Origin of the sequence: Collinsella aerofaciens (genome assembly GCF_018785245.1) — a bacterium.
GTDB classification, from domain to species: domain Bacteria; phylum Actinomycetota; class Coriobacteriia; order Coriobacteriales; family Coriobacteriaceae; genus Collinsella; species Collinsella aerofaciens_AD.
The window spans coordinates 16,619-41,306 of the sequence record NZ_WQPL01000013.1; the positions used below are offsets into that span (position 1 = coordinate 16,619).

22 protein-coding genes and 1 pseudogene are annotated in these 24,688 nt (G+C 61.0%); 9 read left to right on the plus strand and 14 right to left on the minus strand.

The features are described from left to right. Positions 1–137 precede the first annotated feature (137 nt). From GPK39_RS02795 to GPK39_RS02805, 3 genes are read right to left on the minus strand one after another with little or no spacing between them, the layout of a single operon-like run. Positions 138–851 (minus strand): DUF6580 family putative transport protein, encoded by a 714-nt coding sequence (locus tag GPK39_RS02795; RefSeq protein ID WP_215673692.1) that lies wholly within the window; start codon positions 849–851, stop codon positions 138–140. Positions 852–855: 4 nt separating this feature from the next. Further along, positions 856–2,499 (minus strand): ABC transporter ATP-binding protein, encoded by a 1,644-nt coding sequence (locus GPK39_RS02800; RefSeq protein ID WP_215673693.1) that lies wholly within the window; start codon positions 2,497–2,499, stop codon positions 856–858. Further along, the gene (locus GPK39_RS02805) at positions 2,499–3,386 is read right to left on the minus strand and encodes an energy-coupling factor transporter transmembrane component T (protein WP_338404380.1); all 888 of its coding nucleotides are present in this window, start codon (positions 3,384–3,386) and stop codon (positions 2,499–2,501) included. The genes GPK39_RS02800 and GPK39_RS02805 overlap by 1 nt, the downstream gene beginning before the upstream one ends. A gap of 196 nt (positions 3,387–3,582) precedes the next feature. Between GPK39_RS02805 and glmU the strand changes: the two genes are divergently transcribed. From glmU to gltA, 6 genes are all read left to right on the plus strand, one after another. Further along, positions 3,583–4,995: a bifunctional UDP-N-acetylglucosamine diphosphorylase/glucosamine-1-phosphate N-acetyltransferase GlmU gene (gene glmU, locus GPK39_RS02810; protein WP_215673695.1), complete on the plus strand. Its 1,413-nt coding sequence runs from the start codon at positions 3,583–3,585 to the stop codon at positions 4,993–4,995. Between the two features lie 191 nt (positions 4,996–5,186). Beyond that, the gene (locus GPK39_RS02815) at positions 5,187–6,173 is read left to right on the plus strand and encodes a ribose-phosphate diphosphokinase (protein ID WP_022094252.1); all 987 of its coding nucleotides are present in this window, start codon (positions 5,187–5,189) and stop codon (positions 6,171–6,173) included. A 553-nt stretch (positions 6,174–6,726) separates the two neighbouring features. After that, complete coding sequence (locus tag GPK39_RS02820) at positions 6,727–7,743, plus strand: endonuclease domain-containing protein (RefSeq protein ID WP_252204600.1); 1,017 nt, start codon at positions 6,727–6,729, stop codon at positions 7,741–7,743. Between the two features lie 348 nt (positions 7,744–8,091). After that, the gene (pth, locus tag GPK39_RS02825; protein WP_215673697.1) at positions 8,092–8,721 is read left to right on the plus strand and encodes an aminoacyl-tRNA hydrolase; all 630 of its coding nucleotides are present in this window, start codon (positions 8,092–8,094) and stop codon (positions 8,719–8,721) included. Between the two features lie 373 nt (positions 8,722–9,094). Next, positions 9,095–9,934, plus strand: a complete 840-nt coding sequence (locus tag GPK39_RS02830) for a sulfide/dihydroorotate dehydrogenase-like FAD/NAD-binding protein (protein WP_006235793.1) — start codon at positions 9,095–9,097, stop codon at positions 9,932–9,934. Next, the gene (gltA, locus tag GPK39_RS02835; RefSeq protein WP_006235794.1) at positions 9,925–11,334 is read left to right on the plus strand and encodes an NADPH-dependent glutamate synthase; all 1,410 of its coding nucleotides are present in this window, start codon (positions 9,925–9,927) and stop codon (positions 11,332–11,334) included. The genes GPK39_RS02830 and gltA overlap by 10 nt, the downstream gene beginning before the upstream one ends. A gap of 394 nt (positions 11,335–11,728) precedes the next feature. Here the strand turns inward: gltA and GPK39_RS02840 are convergent, their stop codons facing one another. After that, the gene (locus tag GPK39_RS02840; RefSeq protein ID WP_215673698.1) at positions 11,729–13,717 is read right to left on the minus strand and encodes an LPXTG cell wall anchor domain-containing protein; all 1,989 of its coding nucleotides are present in this window, start codon (positions 13,715–13,717) and stop codon (positions 11,729–11,731) included. A 226-nt stretch (positions 13,718–13,943) separates the two neighbouring features. On the opposite strand from GPK39_RS02840, the gene GPK39_RS02845 reads away from it, so the two are divergent. Next, positions 13,944–15,347 carry a helix-turn-helix transcriptional regulator gene (locus GPK39_RS02845; protein WP_215673699.1) on the plus strand — a complete coding sequence of 468 codons (1,404 nt, stop codon included), beginning with the start codon at positions 13,944–13,946 and terminating at the stop codon, positions 15,345–15,347. 108 nt (positions 15,348–15,455) lie between these two features. Here GPK39_RS02845 and GPK39_RS02850 read toward each other — a convergent pair whose 3' ends face one another. Next, positions 15,456–16,490 (minus strand): IS3 family transposase, encoded by a 1,035-nt coding sequence (locus tag GPK39_RS02850; RefSeq protein WP_215673700.1) that lies wholly within the window; start codon positions 16,488–16,490, stop codon positions 15,456–15,458. After that, positions 16,379–16,618 (minus strand): annotated as a pseudogene (locus GPK39_RS09460) (transposase); the annotation flags it as partial. The gene GPK39_RS02850 and the pseudogene GPK39_RS09460, both read right to left, overlap by 112 nt. A 59-nt stretch (positions 16,619–16,677) precedes the next feature. On the opposite strand from GPK39_RS09460, the gene GPK39_RS09465 reads away from it, so the two are divergent. Beyond that, positions 16,678–17,175, plus strand: coding sequence for a helix-turn-helix domain-containing protein (locus GPK39_RS09465; protein WP_252204603.1), 498 nt, complete (start codon positions 16,678–16,680; stop codon positions 17,173–17,175). Positions 17,176–17,195: 20 nt separating this feature from the next. Next, entirely contained in the window at positions 17,196–18,047 is an 852-nt protein-coding gene (locus GPK39_RS02855) for an IS3 family transposase (protein ID WP_338404381.1), read from the plus strand. A 67-nt stretch (positions 18,048–18,114) separates the two neighbouring features. Here GPK39_RS02855 and GPK39_RS02860 read toward each other — a convergent pair whose 3' ends face one another. The 8 genes from GPK39_RS02860 to GPK39_RS02895 all read right to left on the minus strand — a co-directional run bounded on the left by GPK39_RS02860 (position 18,115) and on the right by GPK39_RS02895 (position 24,514). Next, positions 18,115–18,738, minus strand: a complete 624-nt coding sequence (locus GPK39_RS02860) for a cytidylate kinase-like family protein (protein WP_148331746.1) — start codon at positions 18,736–18,738, stop codon at positions 18,115–18,117. A gap of 48 nt (positions 18,739–18,786) precedes the next feature. Beyond that, positions 18,787–19,425 carry an amino acid ABC transporter permease gene (locus tag GPK39_RS02865; protein ID WP_215673702.1) on the minus strand — a complete coding sequence of 213 codons (639 nt, stop codon included), beginning with the start codon at positions 19,423–19,425 and terminating at the stop codon, positions 18,787–18,789. Positions 19,426–19,428: 3 nt separating this feature from the next. Next, a complete protein-coding gene (locus GPK39_RS02870; RefSeq protein ID WP_215673703.1) occupies positions 19,429–20,175 on the minus strand; it encodes an amino acid ABC transporter permease in 747 nt (248 codons plus the stop codon). A 25-nt stretch (positions 20,176–20,200) separates the two neighbouring features. Further along, the gene (locus GPK39_RS02875; protein ID WP_215673704.1) at positions 20,201–21,076 is read right to left on the minus strand and encodes a transporter substrate-binding domain-containing protein; all 876 of its coding nucleotides are present in this window, start codon (positions 21,074–21,076) and stop codon (positions 20,201–20,203) included. A gap of 8 nt (positions 21,077–21,084) precedes the next feature. After that, positions 21,085–21,816 carry an amino acid ABC transporter ATP-binding protein gene (locus GPK39_RS02880; RefSeq protein WP_022094215.1) on the minus strand — a complete coding sequence of 244 codons (732 nt, stop codon included), beginning with the start codon at positions 21,814–21,816 and terminating at the stop codon, positions 21,085–21,087. Positions 21,817–22,140: 324 nt separating this feature from the next. Next, positions 22,141–22,584 (minus strand): GatB/YqeY domain-containing protein, encoded by a 444-nt coding sequence (locus GPK39_RS02885; protein WP_055310319.1) that lies wholly within the window; start codon positions 22,582–22,584, stop codon positions 22,141–22,143. A 54-nt stretch (positions 22,585–22,638) separates the two neighbouring features. Next, positions 22,639–23,862 carry a peptidylprolyl isomerase gene (locus tag GPK39_RS02890; protein ID WP_215673705.1) on the minus strand — a complete coding sequence of 408 codons (1,224 nt, stop codon included), beginning with the start codon at positions 23,860–23,862 and terminating at the stop codon, positions 22,639–22,641. Between the two features lie 187 nt (positions 23,863–24,049). Then, entirely contained in the window at positions 24,050–24,514 is a 465-nt protein-coding gene (locus GPK39_RS02895) for a PTS sugar transporter subunit IIA (RefSeq protein ID WP_215673706.1), read from the minus strand. Positions 24,515–24,688 lie beyond the last annotated feature (174 nt).

Genomic DNA, 24,688 nt, shown 5'->3' on the forward strand with positions numbered 1-24,688 from the left:
CCTGGGGGGACAGAGGAAAACAGATTGTGTGGCCCCTCTCCCCCTATAAGTTGCGGTGGAATAGTTCCTGTTTGGGCAGCAAATAGCCAAAAACGAGAACTATTCCACCGCAAGTTCGTGAGGGAATGCGAAATGCCTTACAGCCCGTATTTCACGACGACACGGTTAATGCGGCGACACCAAGGCTTGTACAAGGCGGCCAAAAACACGCAGGTCGCAAGGCCGTGCGTAATATCGAACGGCACTGCCGTGGCAAGACGCGCCGCGGCACCCGCCCAAGTAAGCGGCTGTACAAAACCAATGATGTCATACGCGTTGATCACGACGCCATAGAGCAGGCCCGACGCAAAGCCGTACGCCAGCAGCGCTGGCATGCGCACGGTGCCGTCGGCGCGGTCGAACGCACCCGCATACGCCAGCACACCGCCAACGTATCCCACGAGCCCCCAGGCATACATCTGCCACGGCGTCCACATGCCCTGCCCAAAAAGGAAATTGCTGGTCAGCGCTGCCAGCGCGCCAACCATAAAACCATTGCGGCGACCAAGCGTCGCCCCCGCGATAATGGCGATGGCGCTCACCGGTTTAAAGTCGGGAATGGGCCCAAACAGGATGCGCCCCGCCGCCGCCAGCGCCGCCAGCACCAGCGTGGGCATAATCTGGCGCAAACCCGGACGAGATGCCTCGTAACCCGCAAAGAACAGCGCAAGTACCAACGCCACCACAACCAGCATGGCCAACGCTGCCTGCTCAACACCCGCCAGCAACGCGGCAGCCATCACCGCCGGCACCGCCAACAACAGCGGGATCTCCAGTTTTGCAAGTAGGCGCGAAACGCGATAATCCGTCATCCCATCACGCCCTATAGAACACGTTGTCGGCAAAGAAGTCGGCCGGGGGCTCCATGCAGGCAATCTCGCCGTCAAACATCATGGCGACGTCGTCGGCTACCTGCTCGGCAAAGTCCAAATCGTGCGTAGCCATGATGACGGTGCCGCCAGCCTTCGCATGGTCACGCAGGGCGCGGGCGATGATGCGGCGGCTCTCCAGGTCCAAGCCCTTCGTGGGCTCGTCAAGCAGCAGCAGCTCGGGGCCGATCAGCAGCAGCTTTGCCAGTGCGAGCAGCTGGCGCTGTCCGCCCGAGAGGTCGTAGGGGTGGCGCGTCTCCAGGCCGTCCAGTCCAAGTTGCACCGCACGCTCCCGCGCCAAGTTCTCGTCATATCCGCAGGTCGAGGACCATTCCATCAGCTCATCGCGAACCGTCTCGGCAACCAGCAATGCTTTGGGATTCTGAGGCAGCAGCGCCGCCGAGGCCGCCCCGCGCACCATGCGGCCGCGCTGCAGCTTGGCGGTCTTCGCCAGCACCGAAAGCATTGTCGACTTGCCGCAGCCGTTACCGCCCGCAACCGCATGCACCGCGCCAGCCGAAAACGACGCATCGAGCCCGCGCAGCACCCAACCGCCCGCGCGATCGTAGCGAAACCAGCTCCCTGCCAGGGTGGTAGCCGACCCAGCGTGCATTTTTTGGAGTATTCTGCTTCCATCCGTGCGCGGGAAGGCTTCCGAGCCGTTCTCGAGCGACGTTTGCGCCACAAATTCAGACGATTTGTCCAATTCCGAACTTTTTTTCGCGCTCGATACGTCCCCGGGCGGCTCCAGAGAGCCCAAATTGTCCTCACGCCTGCTGAATACTCCTTTATTTGCACATCGGATGGCACCCCACCCCAACATGTCATCGGACAACAGCGATTCTCGGCGTCCCAAAGAAGCCATATCCGCCACCTCGCGCACGCGACCGTCCTCAATCCGGTACGCACACGTCGCGTATTCGAGCATTGGGCGCGGCTGATGCGTCGCCACAACAACCGTGCAGCCCAGCTCGCGATTCACGCGAAACAGCGCATGCAGAAAACTCTTCTCGGCAACGGGGTCGAGCTGAGACGTGGGCTCATCGAGCAGCAGCACGCGCGGGCGGAGCGCCAACACGGCGGCCAACGACAGCAGCTGCTTGCGACCACCCGAAAGCGTATCGGTATCGCGGTGGAGCCAATCCTCCAGCCCAAAGAAATAGCTGGTCTCGGCCACGCGACGACGCATCTCGTCACGCGCTAGCCCCAAGTTTTCCAGGCCAAACGCCATCTCGTGCCACACGGTCTCGCACACGATCTGGTTCTCGGGATCCTGGAACACATAGCCCACGCGCTCCGCGGACGTCCGAACATCCATGTCGGCAACGCTCTCGCCCAGCACGCGCAGTTCGCCAGCGCGCTCGCCCGTCGGCGCGATCTCGGGTTTGAGCAGCGAGAGTAGCGTCGACTTGCCCGAACCGGTACCGCCAACAAGCAGCGCAAACGCACCTTGGGAAACACGCCAATCAAGCCCCTCGAGCACCGGTGCCTCGGCCCCGGGATAGGCAAAACTAAGGCCCCGCACCTCAATCGCAGGCACATCGGAGCCGCACGCCCCGCCCGTTACCGAGCAGCTATCCAACCGAGCCATCAGCCAAACCTCTTCTCATCAATCGCGTGCAACGCGCAAGGCAGCACCATCCAGGCAGCGCACACGACATAGCCCGGCCACGGCGCCGGCACCGAGAGCTGCGGATAAAACGAATACTGCGTCGTCGCGGTCCACGCCACCGCCACCGCGGCAGCACCAAACAGCGCAAGCCCAACCAGCGCGGCAACGTCGCTGCGCCCCAGCCGATACCGCGCATACGTCGTACGACGCGTCGCGGCGCCCCACCCGCGCGAGCGCATCGCGTCCGCGCGCTCCAACGAATCTTCCATGCCCCAGCCCATCAATGCACTCGATGCCCGCAGGCGCGAGCGCACGGGGTCGGCCGGCGCGCGGCCCGGCACATCAATCGCATCCTGCACCGCCAGCACCGTACGGCCGCGGCGCAAAAACTGCGGGATAAGCCTCATGCACATCGAGATCATGAGCGCGATCACCGGTGCGGCGTTACCCAAAAGCGCGAGCACCTTGTCGTATTCGAGCATCGACGCCGCGGCCTCAAACCACAGCACGCTCGCCACAAACAGCCCGCCCATGCACAGGCCGTATACCATGCTCTCCAGATACACCGCGCGCATGCCAATACGGAACAGCTCCGTCGAGCCCGAGGCACTAAACAGTGGATTGACCAGCGCGATAATCAAAATCACCGGCAGCTGCCAGCGAAGTGCGCCCAGCGTGCGGGCAGCCCCACGCGTCGCAAATCCATACGCCAACCCGCCCGCAAGTGACAGCGCAATCAGCACCGGCTGCATCGAGAACATGGTGAGCCCCAGCGTCAGCACTATATAGAGCGCCGGCACAGCTGGATGCGACATCGAGAATGCCGCGACGGGCTCGCCGCCAAACTCCTCTCGTATGTTGTCCACGGGCACCCCCGTCCCCTCGCTCAAACGACAGCTCCGCAGCACCGCCGCCATGCACGGCCAGCGCAAACGCCACGCCGGCGGCGCAAGCCTCAACCGCCGCAATCCAATCGTTACGCGCTCAACATATGCCTGCGGTATCATATTGCGCCGTGTATCGTTTCCAAGCACACGTCTCTATAACGTAACAGGAGATCACATGGACGCAACCGCAATTATCCTCGCCGCCGGCGAGGGCACCCGCATGAAGTCGAACCACTGCAAGGTTTCGCACAAGATCCTGGGCAAGCCCATGGTTCAGTGGATCGTCGACGCCACCATCAAGGCCGGCTGCAGCCGCGTCGTGGTCGTCATCGGCAGCCACGCCGACGAGATGCGCGCCCTCATCGACGGCGCCTACGCCAACAGCGCCACCAAGGTCGAGTGCGTCGAGCAGACCGAGCGCCTGGGCACCGGCCACGCCGTGAAGGTCGCGCTCGAGGCCTGCGGCATCACGCAAGGCCCCGTCGTCGTGCTCAACGGCGACTTGCCGCTCATCACCGCCGACACCGTCGCCAAGTTCGCGCAGACCGTCGCCACCGGCGAGCTCGCCTGCACCGTCATGACCATGACCCCGCCCGACCCCTTTGGCTACGGCCGCATCAAGCTGGGCGCCGACGGCCAGATCGAGCGCATCATCGAGCAGAAGGACTGCACACCCGAGCAGGCCGCCACGCTGCTGGAGTGCAACGCCGGCTGCTACGCCTTTGACGGCGCGCAGCTCGCCGCCCACATTAACGAGATCGGCAACGACAACGCGCAGTCCGAGTACTACCTGCCCGACATGCTCGAAATCCTCAAGGGTCACGGCCAGGTGGTCTCCATCTTCCACTGCGACGACTACCGCGACGGCCTGGGCGTCAACAGCCGCATTCAGCTCGCGCAGCTCACCGCCATCGCGCGCGACCGCATCAACGAGCACTGGATGGCCGAGGGCGTCACGTTCATCGATCCCACGCAGGCCTGGATCGGTCCCGATGCCGTCATCGGCCGCGACACCGTCGTGTGGCCGCAGACGCACCTGATCGGCCACGTCACCGTGGGCGAGGAGTGCCAGCTCGGCCCCAACAGCCGCCTCACCGACACCACCGTCGGCAGCGGCTGCACCATCGATGAAACCATCGCCGTCGAGGCCGTCATCGAGAACGGCGTCGACTGCGGCCCGCGCGCCTACCTGCGCCCGGGCACCCATATGCTCGACGGCTCCAAGGCCGGCACGCACGTGGAGATCAAGAAGTCCACGATCGGCGAGGGCTCTAAGGTGCCGCACCTGTCCTACATCGGCGACACCACCATGGGCTCCGGCGTCAACGTGGGCGCGGGCTCCATCACCTGCAACTACGACGGCGTGCACAAGCACAAGACCGTCATCGGCAAGGATGCCTTCATCGGCTCCGACACCATGATGGTCGCGCCCGCCCAGATTGGCGACGGCGCGCTCGTGGCCGCCGGCTCCGTCATCACCGAGCCGGTCCCGGCAGACGCACTTGGCCTGGGTCGTGCCCGCCAGATAAATATTGAGGGCTGGGCCGCCGATTATCGCCGCCGTCTGCACGAGGACGACGAGGTATAACGTTTTACCAAGCATCTAAGGAGCTGTTCCCATGGGGGCGGCTCCTTTTTCTATCGTGACCTGCGCAACCGGATGAGTGGTCGGTTCGTGTCCGTTGACGGTAAAGACGTTATCAAGACCCGATTAACCCCGCCGCGCGGTTACAATGCAACAAGGCATCTATATGGCATTCGATATAAAGGAGAAGGGTAATGCCGATTAATGATCCCGAGAAGTCGGAGAATATGCGCAAGTCCATCCGCGTGTATTCCGGTTCCTCCAACCGTCCCCTCGCTCAGAAGATCGCTGAGTACCTTGGGGTCGAGCTTTCGGGCCTTACGCTAAAGCAGTTCGCCAACGGTGAGATTTACGCCCGCTACGACGAGACCGTCCGCGGCGCCGACGTCTTCCTGATTCAGTCCGTGGCCGGCGGCAACGTCAACGACATGCTCATGGAGCTGCTCATCGCCACCGACGCTGCCAAGCGCGCATCCGCCCGCTCCATCACCGCCGTCATCACCCACTACGGCTATGCCCGCCAGGACCGCAAGGCCGGCCCGCGTGAGCCCATCACCGCCCGCCTCGTCGCCAACCTACTCGAGCGCGCCGGCGTCAACCGCATCATTACCCTCGACCTGCACCAGGGTCAGATCCAGGGCTTCTTTGATATCCCGGTTAACCACCTGTCCGCGCTGCCGCTGTTTGGCCAGTACTACAACGACATGCACTTCGACACCGACAACCTGGTTGTCGTCTCCCCCGACGTGGGTCGTGCCAAGGCCGCCAAAAAGCTGTCCGACATGCTCGGCTGCGACCTGGCCATCGCCCACAAGGGCCGTCCGCGCCACAACGCCGCCGAGGTCATGGGCATCATCGGTGACATCAAGGGCAAGACCTGCATCATCAATGACGACATGATCGACACCGCTGGCACCCTGTGCGCCAACGTCAAGGAGCTCAAGGCTATGGGCGCTGGCGATATCTACGTCTGCGCCACCCACGGTATCTTCTCCGGTCCGGCCATCGAGCGTCTGAACGACGCCCCGATCGTCGAGTGCCTCGTCACCGACGCCATTCCCGTCGAGGTCGGCGGCAAGATCAAGACCATCTCGGTCGCCGAGGAGTTCGCTCAGGCCATCTCCGCCGTTTACCACGAGGAGCCCGTCTCCACGCTCGTCGGCGGCGACTTCGCGCTGTAATCCAGCGTGCATCTCATCATCTTTGGTGTTTTTAAAGGGTCGGAAGCTCGCTTCCGACCCTTTTTCTACCCCTCGACAACCTTCCCTGGACAATTAGTTCAGATACGTATTTTTTTAAAGCTCCAAAGGCCGTTCTGAGCTCCCCGGCGAACGCCATACTGCCCAAAGCTCATCGCTTTCGAGTACGACCGCCGCATATTTACCCTCAAATCGCCCTAGAAAGCCCTTAGAAACGCCTCGAACGCCCGTCGTCTTATACGTATCTGAACTAACTGTCCAGTAGCTATCGTCAACCTTCGCGGCAGAGCTCAATTTCCTGCAATCCCCTCAACCGATTCCACCGATTTCATAACACCCAGCCGTTCATGGCGCGCAGCGCCCCGCTGAGCGAAAAGAACGGTATGGCGGTCGCATTCTGCCGCCAACTTAGTACGTTATAGCTATGACGACCGTGATTTCACATCTCTCCGCCCTCCGCGCAATTCGTCGCGCACGACGGGCGTACTCTGCCCTACCCTGGGACTCCGTTGATAGCGAACAGCAAGCACAGGCCTTGGCTGGCTGCATTCCCAACAATGACGCGATAGACTTTGGCGCACTTTCGATACTCGACGCCTGGAATGAAGATGATTCCGAACTGCTCGATCTTCTCGTTTCAAACGAAGACAACAGGCGCCCCGACAAGCGACTTCTTCAGCATATTCTCTCCACTCCTCTTCCTGAAGGTGCAATTATGCACGTCGAGGCCGACATCTACGCAACGTCTCCTGCCATGACAGCCATGCTTTGTTCCAAAAATGAATCAGTCGCCAAAACCTTGATGCTCCTTATGGAGCTGCTCGGAACCTACTCACTTCCGCCCGAGGCAACTTACCCCATCGCCTACGACGACACGTGGCCCAAGGCCAACAGCTTCGAAGCGATGGACGACCTCGATTGCCAGGGCGACCAACCGACACCCGAAAAGCCAGCCGAAACACGCTACGAACAGGCACACTATAGATGCGAACCCGCTACAACCATCGAAGAACTCGAGGCAGTCGCACGGTTTGCCAAAAGTAGTTCCTACGCCTCGTTTCGTACGGCTGTCAAACTCGCCCAGGCCGGATCCGCATCCCCAGCGGAATCATTGATGTTCGCCGTCCTGGGCGCGCCCATGCGCTTTGGCGGATTCGGGTGTTGCAGTTTGCCCATGGGAGGCCTGCTGCTCAACTATCGTGTCGATTTCGACACCCTTGCGGTCAACATGTCCTCGGGCATCCCCTACGCCATCTGCGACTTATATTGCCCGGCCGCCGGAATCGACAACGAATACAACGGAATTGGACATGAGCTTCAAAACGCCCGCATCCACGATGGCAGTCGCAACAATGGCCTTAAAGCCATGGGTATCCACGTCCTGGTTATCAATCGTGACCAAATGAAGGACCTTGTTGCACTCGAAGCCTTCGCCCAGACGATGCATCGACTTGCGGGGGTTCGATTCCGCTACCGCATCAAGGGTTATCGCAAGCGTCAGGCTGCCTGGCTCAACGCCCTGCGGGCCGGAATCGGCCTCGCGCCGGTCTAAAAGACTTTTACCCAGTGTTACCTAGCATGGCTGGACAGTTAGTTCAGATTTGTATAAAAAGACGGCTAATATCGAGGTAGTTTGCCGCCATCCCGGCGCCAGTCACCTCATTTGAAGACTCGAAAGATCTGAAATAGCGCAAAATGTGCTCCCCAAAGCGCCGTGGCAGTTCCGCGGTCCCAATTTTGACAGTCAAAGACCTCTTGGTTTATACAAATCTGAACTAACTGTCCACCCCGGCTTCTGACGACTGCCCAAACGCCCTCATACAGCCTCAATCACCCGCCATTTGACAGCAGCAACGGGGTCGCTCACCATAGCAGGCGACAAATCAACGAAAGGATGAACATGGCAGCTGCACAGCCGCTTAAGATTCGCATGGTTGCCGGACTTGGCAACCCTGGCGAGGAATATGCCGAGACCCGTCACAACGCTGGTTTCAAAGCAATCGACGAGCTGGCCCGTCAGGCCGGCGTCACGTACTGGAAAAACCAAGCAGGCGCCGAGATCGCGCTCATCAACATCAACGATCCCGAGGAAGAGGGCGGCAAGCGCCAGATTGTACTGGTCAAGCCGCAGTCGTACATGAACACCTCGGGCGGGCCCATCTCCAAACTCTGCCGCGAGTACAAGATCAAGGCCGAGGAGCTGCTCGTCATCCACGACGAGCTCGATATTCCCGCCGGCGACGTGCGTGTTAAGGTGGGCGGCGGCCATGCCGGTCACAACGGCCTGCGTTCCATCATCGATAAGATGGGCAGCCGCGACTTCAGCCGCATCCGCACCGGCATCGGCAACCCTCCCGGCAAGATGGCCGTCGCCGACTACGTGCTTAAGCAGCTGCGCGCCCGCGAGGCCGAGGATTTCCAGGACACCTGCGCCCGCGCGGCCGACGCCGCCGGCCTGGCGATTGTGCACGGCGTAGTCTATGCTCGCGACCATGTCAACGGCGCCGCCTCCGCCAACGGCAAGCACTAAAACCTACTATTTAGGGACAGGGTTATTTTGGCAGGTTTTATCTACGGAAACGCCATGACAGCCGCGCCGTAATAAACCCTGTGCCGCCATACATATGCAGCGCCCCAAAGGGGGCCGGCCTCATCACAACCCGAGGCCGGCCCCTTTGCCGTTTTGCCTGATAAGGCTGACCAAAATAAACCTGCCCCTATTTGGTAGGCCAAAGTGGATAAACCCTGCTCCCACCTGCCAAAGACACACGTAAGCGACATGTCCATGAGGGTATAATTTGCACCGTATGTCTGCACAACGCCTGTGCGCGTACGGTTTTATTCGGGCTACCGTCCATTTCCGTGGAGGCACGGTTCGGCAGCCCTAACAAGAGAGGGGTTCTATGTATAAGATCCTGGAGAAGACGCAGTTCTCGGAGAAGGTGTTCAAGTTCCGCATCGAGGCGCCTGCAATCGCCAAGCATGCGCACGCTGGACAGTTCCTCATGGTTCGCGCCAACGAGACGGGCGAGCGCGTCCCGTTTACCCTGGCCGGCTGGAACGGTGACGAGGGCTGGGTCGAGTTCATCTTCATGGTGATCGGCAAGACCACCGAGATGCTTTCCACCTACGAGGCCGGCGAGTCGCTGCGCGACGTCGTGGGCCCGCTGGGCGTTCCCACCGAGATGGCCGAGGGCCCCTGCGCTGTCATTGGCGGCGGCGTCGGCCTGGCAATTGCCTTCCCGGTCGCCAAGCACCTGGTCGAGACCGGCCACGAGGTGCACGCCATCATGGGCGCCCGCACCAAGGACCTCCTGCTCATGGAGGACCAGTTCCGCGAGCTCCTCGACGAGGACCACATCCACATCACCACTGACGACGGCTCCTACGGCGAGCAGGGCGTTGTCACCGCTCCGCTGGAGCGCCTGCTGCAGGACAAGGCCGTGAGCCAGGTCTTCTGCGTCGGCCCCGTTCCGATGATGAAGTTCTCGACCCTCACCGCCCAGAAGTACGACACCCCCATCACCGCGTCGCTCAACCCCATCATGGTTGACGGCACCGGTATGTGCGGCTGCTGCCGCGTCGAGGTGGGCGGCGTGACCAAGTTCGCTTGCGTCGACGGCCCCGACTTCGATGCCACCCTGGTCGACTGGGATGACCTTCGTGCCCGCCAGGCCGCTTACCGTTCCGAAGAGGGCGAGTCCCTCAAGGCCTATGAGGAAAAGAGCTGCGCATGCCACTAGTTAACGGTCGTTTCGTTGCCGATATGAAGTCGCCCCGCACCCCCGATAACGAGGAGCCGGCTGCCGAGCGCGCCTGCGACTTCCGCCCCGTCGACAAGGGCTTCACCGAGGAGATGGCGCTGGCCGAGGCCGAGCGCTGCCTCAACTGCAAGAAGCCGTTCTGTGTTGAGGGCTGCCCCGTCAACATCAACATCCCCCGCTTTATCGAACAGATCCGCGAGAAGGACTTCGGCGGCGCTCTCGATACCATCCGCGAGGACTCCATGCTTCCCGCCATCTGCGGCCGCGTCTGCCCGCAGGAGAACCAGTGCGAGGGCAAGTGCATCCGTGGCAAGAAGTCCGAGCCCGTGGCCATCGGCCAGCTCGAGCGCTTCCTGGGTGACCGCCCCGAGCTCGCCTCCACGCCCAAGATGGCCCCCAAGAACGGCAAGAAGGTTGCCGTCGTCGGCTCCGGCCCGTCCGGCATCACCTGCGCCGGCGAGCTCGCCCGCAACGGCTTTGACGTCACCGTCTTCGAGGCATTCTTCACCGGCGGCGGCGTGCTGGTCTACGGCATCCCCGAGTTCCGTCTGCCCAAGGCGGTCGTCAAGCGCGAGATCGACGGCCTGGAGGACATGGGCGTCAAGTTTGAGTACAACTCCGTCGTGGGCAACATGGCCACAGCCGAGGAGCTGTTCGAGCAGGGCTTCGACGCCATCTACGTGGCGACCGGCGCCGGCCTGCCCAAGTTCCTCAACGTCCCCGGCGAGAACCTGCCCAACGTCTTCTTCGCGAACGAGTACCTCACCCGCGTGAACCTGATGAAGGCCAACAAGTTCCCCGAGTACGACACCCCCACCAAGCACGGCAAGAACGTCGTCGTCTTTGGTGGCGGCAACGTGGCTATGGACGCCGTCCGTACCGCCAAGCGTCTGGGCGCCGAGCACGCCATCATCGCCTACCGTCGTACCGAGGACGAGATGCCCTGCCGTCGCGCCGAGCTGCACCATGCCAAGGCCGAGGGCGTCGAGGTTCTGCCGCTCGTCTCCCCGCTCGAGTTTGTCGCTGGCGAGGACGGCTCCGTGTGCGCCGTCAAGGTCCAGAAGATGGAGCTCGGCGAGCCCGACGAGTCCGGTCGTCGTCGCCCGGTGCCCATCGAGGGCGCCATCGAGGAGATTCCCTGCGACGTCGCGATCTCGGCTATCGGCACCAACGCCAACCCCTTCGCAAAGAAGATCGGCGGCAAGATGGAGCTCAACAAGTGGGGCTACATCGTCGCTGACGAGGAGACCGGCCAGACCACCGATCCCCGCATCTGGGCCGGCGGCGACATCGTCACCGGTGCCGCTACGGTCATTCTGGCGATGGGCGCCGGCAAGAAGGCCGCCGCTTCCATCACCAAGAGCCTGCTGGGCGAGTAATCACCCACAGCGCTAGCCATCAAACGGCAAAGTCCCCGTCGAGCACACGCCCGGCGGGGACTTTTTCTATGCCGGCCGCCCAAACCACCACAAAGGGGACAGGCACCTTTGTGGTGGTTTGGGACTTGCTTGCTCGTTTTGTCTCAATCTGTAACACCTGGAGCCCGTTGAGCCTTGTAGTTGTTACAGATCGAGATATTGTGCCAGCCGCCCCCGCTTTGTCTCAATCTGTAACAGTTAGAGGTCAAATTCCCCGCTTGGTGTTACAGATCGAGACATTAGATTGGCGGCCATTCGGTTCATCTCAATCTGTAACATCTAGAGGCGTTTTGGACAGTTTGGTGTTACAGATTGAGATTTTGCTGAGGCCGAGAACGAGAGCCGTCACCCAGCTCTAACGTTTGCGGCGCTTTGTCGCGGCGAGGCCGGCGGCGGCGACGGTTGCGCCGGCGATGCCTAGGGCGGCGACCGTCATCGCGGTGGTATCCCCCGTGGTAGCCAGGACAGCATCGCTCTTCTTGGCCTGCGTGGTTTTCTCAACCGTCTTGGTCGTGGCGGTTGTCGTGGCCGACTTGGCCGCGGGTTTGGTCTCGGGCTTCACTTCGGGCTTGGTCTCGGGCTTAACCTCAGGCTGCGGTGTCGGCTTGGGATCCGGCGTAGGCTGCGGATCGGGAGTCGGCGTGGCTTCAAGCGTAAAGGTCAGATCGGTGTTGAGCCACAGGGTGTAAATCCAGCCGCTGTCCTCATCGGATACGCTATCCGCGACCTGGTAGCCGCACTCCTGGCCGTTGATCACCAGCTTGGTGTTGGGCGTAAAGTAGAAGCCGCGCGCCGACTTAAGGTAGATGCCGTAGCGATAGGTCACGCCAGGCTTAAAGGCGTCGATGTGGTTCGTGATGTTCTGATCCCAGAACTCCTGAGAGTTCACTTCGCTGCCGTCGCTACCCGTCCAGTACTCACACTGAGGAAGGAAGTTGGAGCCCGTCGGAACATTCGCCGTAAAGACCGGCTTATCGCCTGCCTTGAAGGTGGTCGTGGCGCCGTTGATCTCGATAACGTCGATGGCCCGCCATTCGTCGATCGGCTGCTCGCACAGCATATTGTCAGCGTTTGGCGCGAAGACGCCGTTGACGGTCTTGATGTGGTGCGTCCAATGGCCGTTGACGTACATCATGCAGTCATTGCCCACGGTATTGTCGCCCTTGAGCCTCAGCTCGACGGAATACATGTAGAACTTGCCCTCTTCGAAGTGTTCGATCCTCCTCGCGCCCGTCGGATACTTGGCGGGGTCGGAATACCAGAAGGCAACGGGCGTGAGCTCCGCGGGGTCGCTGCCATCCATCTCCTCCCAGCACTCGTAGGCGATCTCGTACTTGTCGGCGTCAGCAGCGGGAATCGTCGCGGTCGCGCGGGGCGCCTCGCCGGGCGCGTAGTTGGTCTTCACGTCGTTGACGTTCAGGTTATGGAGGGCTTCGTTTTCTGACGCAACGAGCGTAATTTCGCTATTGATGGCGTAGCGGAGGTAATAATCGTACCTGGTTTCGTTGAGGATAGTCGAGCTGCCTTCATAGTCAGTTCCGGTATACTCCAGTGCCGAGCCAATATAGAGAGCCTCATTGCGCGTGAGTCGATACGAGCCGCCTGCCGCGCCACCCGTAAAGGTCAGCGTCAGCCTCATGTGATTGCCAACGGGTTCGAAGCGAGCCGTCACGTCGGACATGGACGCATCCTGAACTTCGACCAGAGTGCCCGAAGCGGCATCGGCCCTGTAGTACTTAACCTCGACAACTTCGCTCGCAAGCGCTTCTGGAATGCCACCCTCAACATCGGGAAAATCATGGGTATACGACTGGCCCTTTTCGAGCGTGATGTTGTCCGAAAGCTCGCAGTTCGTATAATGATCGACCACGGTCGTATTGACCCTAACGCCGCCCCCGCCTGTCACATCGGTCACGCCACAGGGCATGATGGCGTTGCTCGCCGGCATGGCGGCGTTGTCGTCGCCAGAAGCGTTTTGCCCAGCGAGCGCAGCACCGCTAGGCTCATTGGCGGCATCGGCTGGGATTGTCTGCTGAGGCTCAACGGTGGCTTGCGCCGCCGGAGCAGCATCGGTTGCAGGCGCGGTCGAAGCAGCTGGCGCGGTCGTTGCAGCCGTATCCTCCGCAACCGTCGGCGTCACCGGAGCCGCGGCAACCTCATCCGTCCCAGCGGCGGGATCGGCGCATTCCGTCGCCAGCGCCACGCTCGGCAGCAGCAACTGACCGACCATAAGCGCACACGCGCCGGCGCAAGCTATTTTGGCACCCACACAACGCCAGGTACCGTGAACCAGCGAGCAGGTGGACTCACGTTGAGCTTGCTTGTCAAAGTGGCTTACGTTCATAACGGCCTCCTTGGTCGTAGGGACATACCACCACAAAGGTGCCTGTCCCCTTTGTGGTGGTCCTGTACCACCAAGATGTGCCAAATGACTCCATATGCCTAGGTTCGTAGATGTGAACCTAGGCCTCTACCTGCGGTTTAATTCAATATGATTTCGCCATCGCCACACTCGTCCCGGGAACGCTACAATCGAGGACACGATTATTCGTCCACCCAAAGGACCGTCCTTGAACCTGAGCAGGCCTAAAATCAACGCGCTTCTGGCACTCGCGCTCTTCACCTTCGCCTTCCTTGCCGCCGAGTTTCGTTTCGACGTCAACGTCGGGCTGCTCGCCGGTGCCGAACGCGTTGTAATCGCACAGGGCTTTATTCTGGGTGCGAGCGTGCTCGGCTTTATCGGATATGCACCACTGCTCGGTCTCGCCCAACGCAAAGGCCAGCCCCAGGCAGTTGTCAGCGCCGCCGTTCCCATCGCCATCCTGGGATTGACCCAGATCCAGTCCCCCACGGGTTCGCTTGCCCTCGAGATTCTGGGCTGCCTCGCATTCCTCGGACTCGGCCTGCTGGGCGCCGCTGCGCACCACGCCTTTTCACTGGCGTTTCAAGACGATCCCAAGCTCGCCACCGGTGCGGGAGCAGCCTATGCCGCGGGCATCCTGATGCAGTTCGCCGTCAACCTGCTCAATTGCGGCGGTATCGCAGAGCTCATCGTCCTTGGCGCAGCGACTATCGCCATATCCGCCCTCAGCGTCGTTCCCCAAAAAGCTGCCGAGAGCTCCAGCCCCGCCATCAATCCCTTTGCTGAGTCCTCTCATGCCCTCGCCAAGCAGGCATGCTGGAGCATCGCGCTCGTCATGATTCTTGCCTGTCTGTTCTCCACCCTCGACAACGTGGTCACACTCTCCAACGCCCACGGCACCATTGCCGTGCAGACTTGGCCGCGCCTCTTTTTGGCGGCAAGCGGCCTTGCCGCCGGTCTTATCTTTGACCTTGCCGAGCGCCGCTACATGGGACTTGTCATGCTCGGCATCGCCGTGCTCTCGACCATTTCCATCCTGGCCGTGGAGGCCGGCGCCGATCCCAACCTAGGCCTTGTCGTCTTTTACCTGAGCTCGGGCTTTTTCGTCACGTTCTTTACCGCCACCTTTACACAGCTGGCACCGCACATGCATGCGCCCGCCCTTTGGGCTGGCATGGGCCGCGCCGCCAACAATGTATGCGCTTTCACCACATCGGGCATCTCGCTTGCTCTCGTGACCTCGGATAACGTTGCCCTCATTATGATCGGTGCGCTCGTTTTGCTCGTCGCCGCCTGCGCGGCGTTTGTAGCCGCGGGCCTGTTCCGCCTGCCCCAAACCGAGCGGGAGCGCGAGCGCGAGCAGCTGGCAGAAGAAGCACTCGCCGCCCCCACCATCGAGGAGCAACGCCAGGCCTTCATCGCCAACCACGCTCTCACCCCGCGCGAAGTCGACGTGCTCATAGCCGTGACCCAGGATGAACGCCCGCTCAAGCAGGTTGCCGAGGAACTCGGTATCTCGATGCGCATGGTACAGCGCCACCTGAGCTCCATCTACCAAAAGACCGACACGCAGACGCGCGCCGGTCTCACCAAGGCCTTCCCCTCGGCCTAAAACAAAAACCACCGCAAAGGTGCTTGTGAACTGCCTCCCATTTCTTGGACATCGGGAAATGGGAGGTTTGGAGTGGGAAGGATAAACTGGACTTTCTTTTAAGGATCCTCAAGCGTATTGCCGCTCGTATTCCACTGGAGACATGTAGCCCAGGGTGGAATGCATGCGCACCCTATTGTAATAGAGCTCTATGTACTTGAAGATGTCCTGCTTGGCCTCGTCCCTCGTCCCATAGCTCCTCTCTTTCACCAATTCCCTTTTCAGCGTCTTGAAGAACGACTCGGCCACCGCGTTGTCCAGCGGCGTGCCGGGCCTTGATACCGACTGGACTATGCCATGCGAGTCCAGACACCGCTGGAAGGAACGGGAGGTGTACTGCGCGCCCCGATCGTCATGGAAGACGAGGCTGCCGTCATCTGGCGGACCCTCCCTGCCGACCGCCTGCTCCATCGCGTCGATCGCGACCTTCTCGGTGATGCGCTCGGACATCGACCAGCCCACGACCTTGCGGGAGAAGGCGTCTATCACGGCTGCGAGATAGAGCCACCCTTCTCTTGTGGGTATGTAGGTGATGTCGCCCACCCAAAGCCTGTTGCGCTCGCCCACGGTGAAAGCGCGCTCTACCAGGTTCAACCGAGGATCTCCCGGCTCGACCTTCTTCTGGATGCGGTGTTTTCGGGTCGCGCCCTTTCCGGCAAGTCCGAGCTTCTGCATGATGCGGAGCACGCGCTTCTCGCTCACGACGATGCCGCATTTTCGCAGTTCGCGGTTGATGCGCCGGTAGCCGTAACGGCCCTTGTGCCGCTCGAAGGCCTCGACGACGAAACCTTCGATCGCCTCCCGCTCTATCTGGGCGTCGGACTTCTTCCGGCCGAGATACTCGTAGAAACCGGATTTCGAGACTTTCATCAGCCCGCATGCCTTCTTGATGGGGCCGATCTCGCCCCTATGCTCTTTGAGGAACTCGAACCTCACGCATGGTCTTGACTCAAGAAGGCCCGGAAATTTTTTAGTATCTCGTTCTCGCGCTCGAGCTCCTCGACCTTCTTCTTGAGCTTCACGATCTCGTAGTCCTTGTTGATCTTCGGGGAGCCGTTTCCGGGGAACGCGCCGTCTCCCATCTCCTCGTATTCGCGGGCCCACCTTCTCAGCGTCGAATCCTTTATGCCGAGTTCCTCCGATAGGCCTTTGACCGTCATTTCCCCGGACAGGACCACCTTTGCCGCCGAGACCTTGAACTGCCTGTCGTATCGCTTTCTTCTTTGGGTCATCTTGAACACCTTTCGCTCTTAACTAGGTGTCCAATTCATCATACCCACTCCAGTTTTCCATGAGTATAGACCTCAGGGTGAAGCACGACCTGGAGTCCAGGAGGCGGGCCGTCGAGCTCTTCGACGCCGGCGTCGGCTGCAAGCCGGCGGCCGAGGCCCTGTCCGTCCCCCGCGAGACCGTGAGAGAATGGCAGTGGGTATACCGGGCGTTCGGAAGCGAGGCGCTGCTGTCCATGGGCGGGAAACAATCCAGTTACACATTCGAGCAGAGGGTCGCCGCGGCGTCGGCCGTGGTCGACGGCGGGATGGCGAAGGCCGACGCCATGGCCGAGTTCGGGATCAGGTCGAAGTCCCCGCTGGAGCGCTGGTGCAGGCTCTACCGCGAGGGCGGCGCCGAGGCGCTGCGGCCCCGCCCGAAGGGCAGGCCGAGGGGGTCGAGGTCGAAACCCCGGGCCCGCACCCGCGAGCAGGAGCTCGAGGAGCGCTGCCGCAGGCTCGAGGCCGAGGCCGCCTACCTAAAAAAATTGCGCGCCCTGGTCGAGCGGAACGGGCTCTGACCAGGGCGGCGGCCGAGGCGGTGAGGGCGCTGCGCGCGGAGGGGCACTCCCTGCGCCACCTGCTGGAGTGCTCGGGGCTCAGGAGGTCGACCTACTACTACGCGCTGGCGCACCCGCGGAGGCCGACCAGGCCCGAGCTGCGCGACGCCGCGGCCGAGATATTCTCGCGCACCGCCAACGGCTGCGGGCACCGGCAGATAGCCATGTGCCTGCGCGCCGAGCTGGGCGCGGTCGTGGCCGACAAGACCGTGCTCAAGATGATGCGCGAGATGGGCATCCGGTGCGGGATACGCCGCCGGGGCTCTCGTCGCCGGTACAGCTCCTACAGGGGGCTCGTGGGGAGCACGTTCGAGAACGTCATCGCGAGGGACTTCGGCGCCGAGGGGCCGTGGCAGAAGCTCGGCACCGACGTCACCGAGTTCAAGGTGGCCGGCGCCAAGGCCTACTGGGCCCCGGTGCTCGACTTCTGCACGAAGGAGATCGTGGCGAGCGACATATCGACCTCACCGGACCTCGCCCAGCAGCACAGGATGCTCGACCGGCTCCTCGAGGCCCTGCCCGACGGGGCGGCGCCGACCATGCACTCGGACATGGGCTGGCAGTACCAGCACGAGTCCTACACCTCCAGGCTGGAGGGGGCGGGCATCACCCAGAGCATGTCGCGCAAGGGGAACTGCATCGACAACGCCGCCACCGAGCAGCTCTTCGGCCACGTGAAGGACGAGTTCTACCGCGGCAGGGAGTGGGGCAGCTTCGGGGACTTCAAGCGCGACCTGGAAGAGTACATAGCCCATTGGAACGCGCGGCGCAGGCAGGTAAGATTGAAGGGCCTGACGCCGGAGGAGTTCCGGAACCAGGCCCTTGCGGCGTAGTCGCTATTTATTCAGTCCAAGTTTCGGGGCGCAGTTCATTGTCCCCTTTGTGGTGGTTATTGATCGGCTAGCCTTCGAGCTGCGCTACCTTGTAGCGGTAGGCAGCGGCGATGACGTCTTTACAGCCCTCGCGTCCCAACTTGGCGCGGTTGACAACGATATCCTTGCCGCTCGTCATCTTCCACTTTCCGGCGCTGTAGCGCTTGTAGAACGCCTCGCGCGCCTTCTGCTGCTGCTTGACCAGCTTGGCGCCCTTCTTTTTGTTAAGTCCGCGCTTCTTGCGCACGATCTCGACGCGGTCCTCAAAGGGTGCGGTCACCAACACGGCAATGTGGTTGGGGTTGTTACGCAGCAGGTAGTCGGACAGACGACCCTCGATAATGCAGCTCTCGGTCTCGCCCAGATCCAAAATCACCTGGCTCATCTTTTGGAACAACTTATCCGAGTACGAACGGGCGTCGTAACGGTCGGGCAAAAACGCCATGTTCTCCACGGCCAGGCGCTCGTCGTAGGCGGCCATCTTGTCGAGCGACTCGCCCGCGCGCAGCGACGCACGCACCAGCAGCTCGTTATCGTACAGCGGAATCCCCAACTCATCGGCGAGGATACGACCAATCTCGTGGCCCTCGGCGCCAAAGTCGCGCGCGATGGTAATGACCACGGGGCTCTTCTTGTTCTCCAGATCGCTCATCGCGATTCCTTTCTCTATGTGACAAAGGGACAATCCCTTTGTCACATTCTACGCTGCCACCATTCGCCTCTGATACGCTCGGACCAGCAGCGAGATACCAAAGTTGAGCACAAAGTACATCGCAAACACCAGGCCGTAGAGCATAAGAACCTGCGACAGGTCGATCGCATGGGCCATCACGACATTTGCCGTGTACATGAGCTCGGCCACGTTAATGCCCGAAAGATACGAGCTGTCCTTAATGACAGTCGTGCACTGGCTAAACAGCGCCGGAATGATCGTCTTAAATGTCTGCGGCAGAATGATGTAGCGCATGGTGGCAAAGAAGCCGAAGCCCTGGCTCCGCGCCGCCTCAAACTGGCCGCGCGGAATCGAGTTGAGGCCGCCGCGCACAATCTCGGCCATAACAGCGCTGGTAAACAGCGTAAAGGCGATGGTCGAAATCACAATGTCCAAACCCTGCACCGTAAAGTAGATAAACAGGATCCACAGCAGGTTCGGCGTGCAACGGAACAGCTCGATATAGGCGCTCACCAAAATACGGAACGGGCGGGGCGCATAGCTTTTAACGAGCGCCAGCACCGTGCCAAAGATGAGCGAGAAAAAGATCGACAGCGCCGAGATCTCGATGGTCTTAACAAAGCCGCCCCAAATGTAGAGCAGGTTGGTCGCGTTGAAGATTTCCATGCGCTAGGCCTCCTCTACGTTGTCGAGCCCCAGCTCGGCCAGGCTCACGCCGCGCGGACGCTCCTTGGAGCGGCGCTCGAGCCACTGCACCAGCATGGCAAGCGGAAAGCAGATGATGAAGTACATAAGGCAGCAGACGATGTATCCCTGCAGGTAACCGTACAGACTCACAAAGTTGTCGGAACGGTACATAAGGTCGCCGCCGGCCACAAGCGCCAGCACCGACGTGTTCTTGACCAGGTTGAGTGCCTGGTTACACAGCGGCGGCAGAATAATCTTGAACGTCTGGGGCAGCACGATGTACCAGTACGCCTGCGCACGGGTGAAGCCCTGGCTCCGGGCCGCCTCCATCTGACCGCGCGGAACCGCCTCGATACCAGTGCGGATGACCTCCGAAATGTAGGCCGCGTGATACAGGCCCACACCCAAGAAGCCCAGCACGAACGGCGCGATGCGCACCGGCTGGTCGGCACCGGTTATGGCCTGCAAAAACTGCGGACCGGCCATGTACATAAAGAGCACCTGCACGGGCAACGGGGTGTTCTGGTAAAACTCCACGTACACGCGGCTGATCGCACGTAGTACACGCGAACGGGTGGTAGAGAACACGCCCAGCAGTGTGCCCAGCACCAGCGACAGCAGCAGACCGGCAACGACCACCTGCAGCGTCACGCCAAAGCCCTCCCAGAAGGGCCCCATGTTTTGAAATGTCGTCGACCAACGGTCGGCGTCAAATAATCCTTCGAGCATTTGATTCCTTCCTTGGACGATGTGCCTATACAAGACCCCAGGTCTTGACCTCTTGGTCGAGCCAGCCGTCGGCCAGGCGATCGCAAATCACCTGATCGACCACGGCCGAAAGGTCGCAGCCCTTCTTGGTCGCCACGCCGTAGCCCTGCTCGCCAAACTTGACCTCAGGCTGCAACAGCTCAACGGTCTCGTTCATATAGCCGGCCAGCGTGGAGCGGTCCATGGCAAAGACGTCGATATTGCCGGCGTCGAGCGAACTCTTGATGATGGGGTAGCCACTAAAGGCCCTAAACTCGGGCTTGCAGCTAAAGCCGTTGTCCTTGATCATCTGCTCGATCAGGCTCTGCGTGGTGGCGCCCTGGCTCACGCCAATGACCTTGCCATCCAAATCCTCAATCGAGGTAAAGCCCGAACGCTTCTTGACCATGAGTCCCACGTAGTCGGTGCGGTACGGCGTCGAGAAATCCCAGCTCTTCTTGCGCTCGTCGGTGATGGTGTAGGTCGCCGCGACCACGTCGAGTTGGCCGTTATCGATCAGCGGGCCGCGCGTCTTGGGCGTTACGTCGGTAAACTCGACTAGCTCCTGGGCGCGGGCCTCCTTGTAGCTCACGCCAAAGACGGCAGCGGCGATCTGGTAGCACAAATCGACTTCCATGCCCTCAAAGCGGCCCTTGGCGGTGTCGTAATAGCCATAGCCGGGAACGTCCTTCTTAACGCCGGCATTCAGATGGCCACGCGACTTGATGGCCGCAAGCTTGGACCCCTTGTCGGAGCCCTCGCCGCTGGTGGAGTTGCCGCAACCGGCAAGCGCGGTCCCCGTCAGCGCAAGCATGCCGGCGCCAGCCAGCTGCAAAAAGTGACGGCGCGACACGGCCGCCCTCGTCATATCCGTCATGTCCATCACCGCGCCTAGTGCAGAATCTTGGACAGGAACTCGCGACAGCGCGGGTTCTCGGGGTTATCGAAGAAGTGCTCGGGCGTGCCCTCCTCCAGGATGCGGCCGTCCTCCATAAAGATGACGCGGTCGGCCACCTGGCGCGCAAAGCCCATCTCGTGCGTCACGCAGATCATGGTGATGTCTTCCTGCGCGAGCTCAATCATAACGTCCAGAACCTCCTGGACCATCTCGGGGTCGAGCGCCGAGGTCGGCTCGTCAAACAGAATGATGGGCTGCTTGGTGCACAGGGCACGGGCGATGGCGATGCGCTGCTGCTGACCGCCCGAAAGATTCTGCGGATACTCGCCGGCCTTATGCGCCATGCCGACGCGCTTGAGCGCGGCGATGGCGATCTCGGTCGCCTCCTCCTTGCTCTTCTTTTGCAGCTTGATGGGCGCGAGCGTCAGGTTGCCCAGCACCGTCATGTTGGGATACAGGTTGAACTGCTGAAACACCATGGAGCTGTACTTGCGAGCCATCTCCAGGTGATTCTTTTTGGTGAGCGGCGTACCGTCGATGACGACCTCGCCCGACGTAGGCTCCTCCAGATAATCGACGCAACGGATGAGCGTCGACTTACCCGAGCCGGAAGGCCCGATCATTACGAGCTTCTCGCCGCGCTTGACGGTGAGATTGATATCTTTGAGCACATGCAGGTCGCCAAAGTACTTGTTGAGATGCTTGATCTCGATCATGTCTGCCATGAATGTCCCTTCCCTGCGTTTACACGAGTTGAACTATTGTACGGAAAGAACCACGTTTCCGCAGCCCACACTACATTCCCGTAAAGAACCCGCAACCTTCCACCCACTCATTGGGGACAGCCTTAAATGAGTACCCGATCATTGTGTACTCATTTAAGTCTGTCCCCAATGAGTACCCAGTCAAAAAAGGGGCGCGACCGCAATGGTCACGCCCCTCAAGACCCGAAAATAATACAACCGCCCTTGAAATTGAACGTCAGATTGCCGCGTGTACGGGTTTGCAGCGTCGAGCCGTTACGCGGTTTGGTAAAACCGCGTAACAAATTACGCGAGGCGGGCTCCGACGATCTTTGCTGCTGCCGGCTTGTCGAAGTTACCGCCGGTGGCCTTGCCCAGAGCGCCCATAACCTGGCCCATCTGCTTCTTAGAGGTCGCGCCCAGCTCGGCGATAACCTGCTCGATCAGGGCCTCGAGCTCCTCGCCCGAAACCTGCGCGGGCAGCAGGCTCTCCAGAATCTTGACCTGCTCGGTCAGGTTGTCGGTACGCTCCTGGTCGGTACCGGCCTTAATGGACATCTCCAGCGTCTCGCTCGTCTGCTTAATCAGACGCTTGATCATGCTGTTGACGTCTTCCTCGGTCACATCACGACGCTCGTTGACCTCGATGTTCTTCACCTCGGCCTTAACCTGGCGAATGATGGACAGGCGAACCTTGTCCTTGGCCTTCATGGCCGCGATCATTTCCTTCTGCAGCTCTTCGTTGGTCATCTGCAAATCCTCCTCAATAGCGTGGGCGGCACCCGCACGAGCGCCGCTCCATGATTACTCAGTCGTCGACGAATCGTCGGTCGAACTCTTGGTGACGCCCTTCAGGCTGACGTTGTACGGCACGTCCTTGGGCATGGGGTTAACGGTGATGTCGGCATCCTTCTTGTACTGCTCCAGCCACTCGCTGTACGCGGTGCTTGCCGCCTGCGTCTTCACCACGTTGGAGACGTACTTCTTGATGTCCTTGGGCACCTGCTTAATGTCATCGACCTGATTATCGACATGGAAGTAGTCGGTGCACTTGATGATGTGATAACCATAGGTCGACTCGACGACGTCGCTCACATCGCCCTTGTTGAGCCCCTCGAGCGCCGTCTGGTAGCTGTCGACGAAGGTAGTGAGCTTGTCCCAGCCCACATCGCCCTTCTTATCCTTGGAGCCGGTATCGTCGGAGTACTGCTCCACGGCATCCTCAAAGCTCAGCTCGCCGGAGTTGATCTTGTCCAGGCACTCCTGCGCCTTGGCCTTGGCGGCAGCTTTGTCCTCGTCGGAAGCGTCAGAATCGACCTTGATCAGGATATTCGACGAACGACGGGCATCGTTGTAGTTGGACAGGTTCTCATTGATGTAATCGACAATCTCGCTGTCCTTGGGCTTGCTGGTGGGTGCCACGGCATCCTTGAGCTTCTGCTGCGCCAGGCTCTCCTTGAGCGAATCCTTGTAGGTGTCCTCGGTGTAGCCGTAGGTCTTAAGCGTCTTCTTAAAGGTCTTGGCGCCGCCCGCGCTCTTGCACGCGTCCTTCCAGGCCTTCTCGACCTCCTCGTCCGACACCGTCACACCGTTCTCCTTCTGTGCCTGCTGAAGCAGAATCTGCTGCGTGTAGGAGTCGATGAGTTGCTTGCGGTACTTCTTGGGCGTGAGGTCATTGTCGACCAGGTACTGCGCCCAGTCCTTGTCCTTGGTGTAGCCGTAGGACGTGCGCATGCTCATGATCTGCTTGGTCACGGTGTCCTCGGTGAGGTTGGTGCCGTTGATAGTGGCAGCCACACCGCCGGTGAGCTTATAGCCCGAGCCGGCGCTTTCGGTCTGCGACATCAGGCCGGAGCACGCCATGGCCGAAACGGAGAGCAGCATCGCCAGCACGCCAATGACCACCAGGACAATCTTGACGGTCTTGGACACATAGGTCTTGCGCTGCTTCTTGCGAGAGCTGGAGGCGGCGCGGGACCGTTGCTCGGGCGTCGGCGCGACCTCGGGGTTCTTTTTCTTATTTGCCATGTTTGGCCTTTCGCATCACGAATCGAACAAACGCCATTGTGTCACAACGCAGCCCCCGCGGCACACCTGGTGCATGGGGGACAGGTTAATCTGCACCATTTTGGTGCAAAGGGGACAGATCTGGCAGCCGGCAGTTAGGGACGTTCCTTTTCTGCCGGCAGTTAGGGACAGTCCCCAAGTGCCGGCCCTAAAAGTGGCGGCGGATGGCGTCGACCATGCCTTGGCACGTGGTCTGGCCGAGCACATCGGCTGCAGCGTCGGTGTCCATAAAGATATTCATGAGCGCCTGAAGTGCCTCGACCTGGCCGCCCGGCTCGGCAATGCCCAGGTTGATGACGATCTGCGCCGGCACCGGGGCACCCATGCCCGCCATCGCGTTGAACGTCACAGGTGCGGCGGGCTTTACCACCGCAATATAGGGCTTGGCCACAAATCCCGGATCGGTATGCGGAATGGCGATGTTTGCCGCCGGCATGGCGAGACCCGTGGGATAGGCGTCCTCGCGCGTGCGGACGGCGTTGAGCCAACCCTCGGCAATGTAGCCGCGCGGGGCAAGCTCGCCCTCGAGCCGCGCAAACACCTCGCCCGGCGTCGCGCACTCCCAATCAAAAAACACCAGCTCGGGCGTAAACAGCGCTTCGTTATCCGCCACACGCTCACCTCTCTCACCTAGTCACCTGGGACGTTCTTAAACGACTAGTCGTTTAAGAACGTCCATTACAGTCGAAATTGTCAGCCCGGGACCATCTCGGGCTACGATTGAGGCGCGCCCAGAACGGGCCGCCGACCGGGCGCCCGCGCACGGCCGAACGTCCCTGCCCCCGAG

Coding starts and splice junctions, on each gene's coding strand:
- GPK39_RS02795 (WP_215673692.1), bottom strand. CDS start 851: ATGACGGATTATCGCGTTTCGCGCCTACTTGCAAAACTGGAGATCCCG.
- GPK39_RS02800 (WP_215673693.1), bottom strand. CDS start 2,499: ATGGCTCGGTTGGATAGCTGCTCGGTAACGGGCGGGGCGTGCGGCTCC.
- glmU (WP_215673695.1), top strand. CDS start 3,583: ATGGACGCAACCGCAATTATCCTCGCCGCCGGCGAGGGCACCCGCATG.
- GPK39_RS02815 (WP_022094252.1), top strand. CDS start 5,187: ATGCCGATTAATGATCCCGAGAAGTCGGAGAATATGCGCAAGTCCATC.
- pth (WP_215673697.1), top strand. CDS start 8,092: ATGGCAGCTGCACAGCCGCTTAAGATTCGCATGGTTGCCGGACTTGGC.
- GPK39_RS02830 (WP_006235793.1), top strand. CDS start 9,095: ATGTATAAGATCCTGGAGAAGACGCAGTTCTCGGAGAAGGTGTTCAAG.
- gltA (WP_006235794.1), top strand. CDS start 9,925: ATGCCACTAGTTAACGGTCGTTTCGTTGCCGATATGAAGTCGCCCCGC.
- GPK39_RS02840 (WP_215673698.1), bottom strand. CDS start 13,717: ATGAACGTAAGCCACTTTGACAAGCAAGCTCAACGTGAGTCCACCTGC.
- GPK39_RS09465 (WP_252204603.1), top strand. CDS start 16,678: ATGAGTATAGACCTCAGGGTGAAGCACGACCTGGAGTCCAGGAGGCGG.
- GPK39_RS02860 (WP_148331746.1), bottom strand. CDS start 18,738: ATGAGCGATCTGGAGAACAAGAAGAGCCCCGTGGTCATTACCATCGCG.
- GPK39_RS02865 (WP_215673702.1), bottom strand. CDS start 19,425: ATGGAAATCTTCAACGCGACCAACCTGCTCTACATTTGGGGCGGCTTT.
- GPK39_RS02870 (WP_215673703.1), bottom strand. CDS start 20,175: ATGCTCGAAGGATTATTTGACGCCGACCGTTGGTCGACGACATTTCAA.
- GPK39_RS02875 (WP_215673704.1), bottom strand. CDS start 21,076: ATGGACATGACGGATATGACGAGGGCGGCCGTGTCGCGCCGTCACTTT.
- GPK39_RS02880 (WP_022094215.1), bottom strand. CDS start 21,816: ATGGCAGACATGATCGAGATCAAGCATCTCAACAAGTACTTTGGCGAC.
- GPK39_RS02885 (WP_055310319.1), bottom strand. CDS start 22,584: ATGACCAACGAAGAGCTGCAGAAGGAAATGATCGCGGCCATGAAGGCC.
- GPK39_RS02890 (WP_215673705.1), bottom strand. CDS start 23,862: ATGGCAAATAAGAAAAAGAACCCCGAGGTCGCGCCGACGCCCGAGCAA.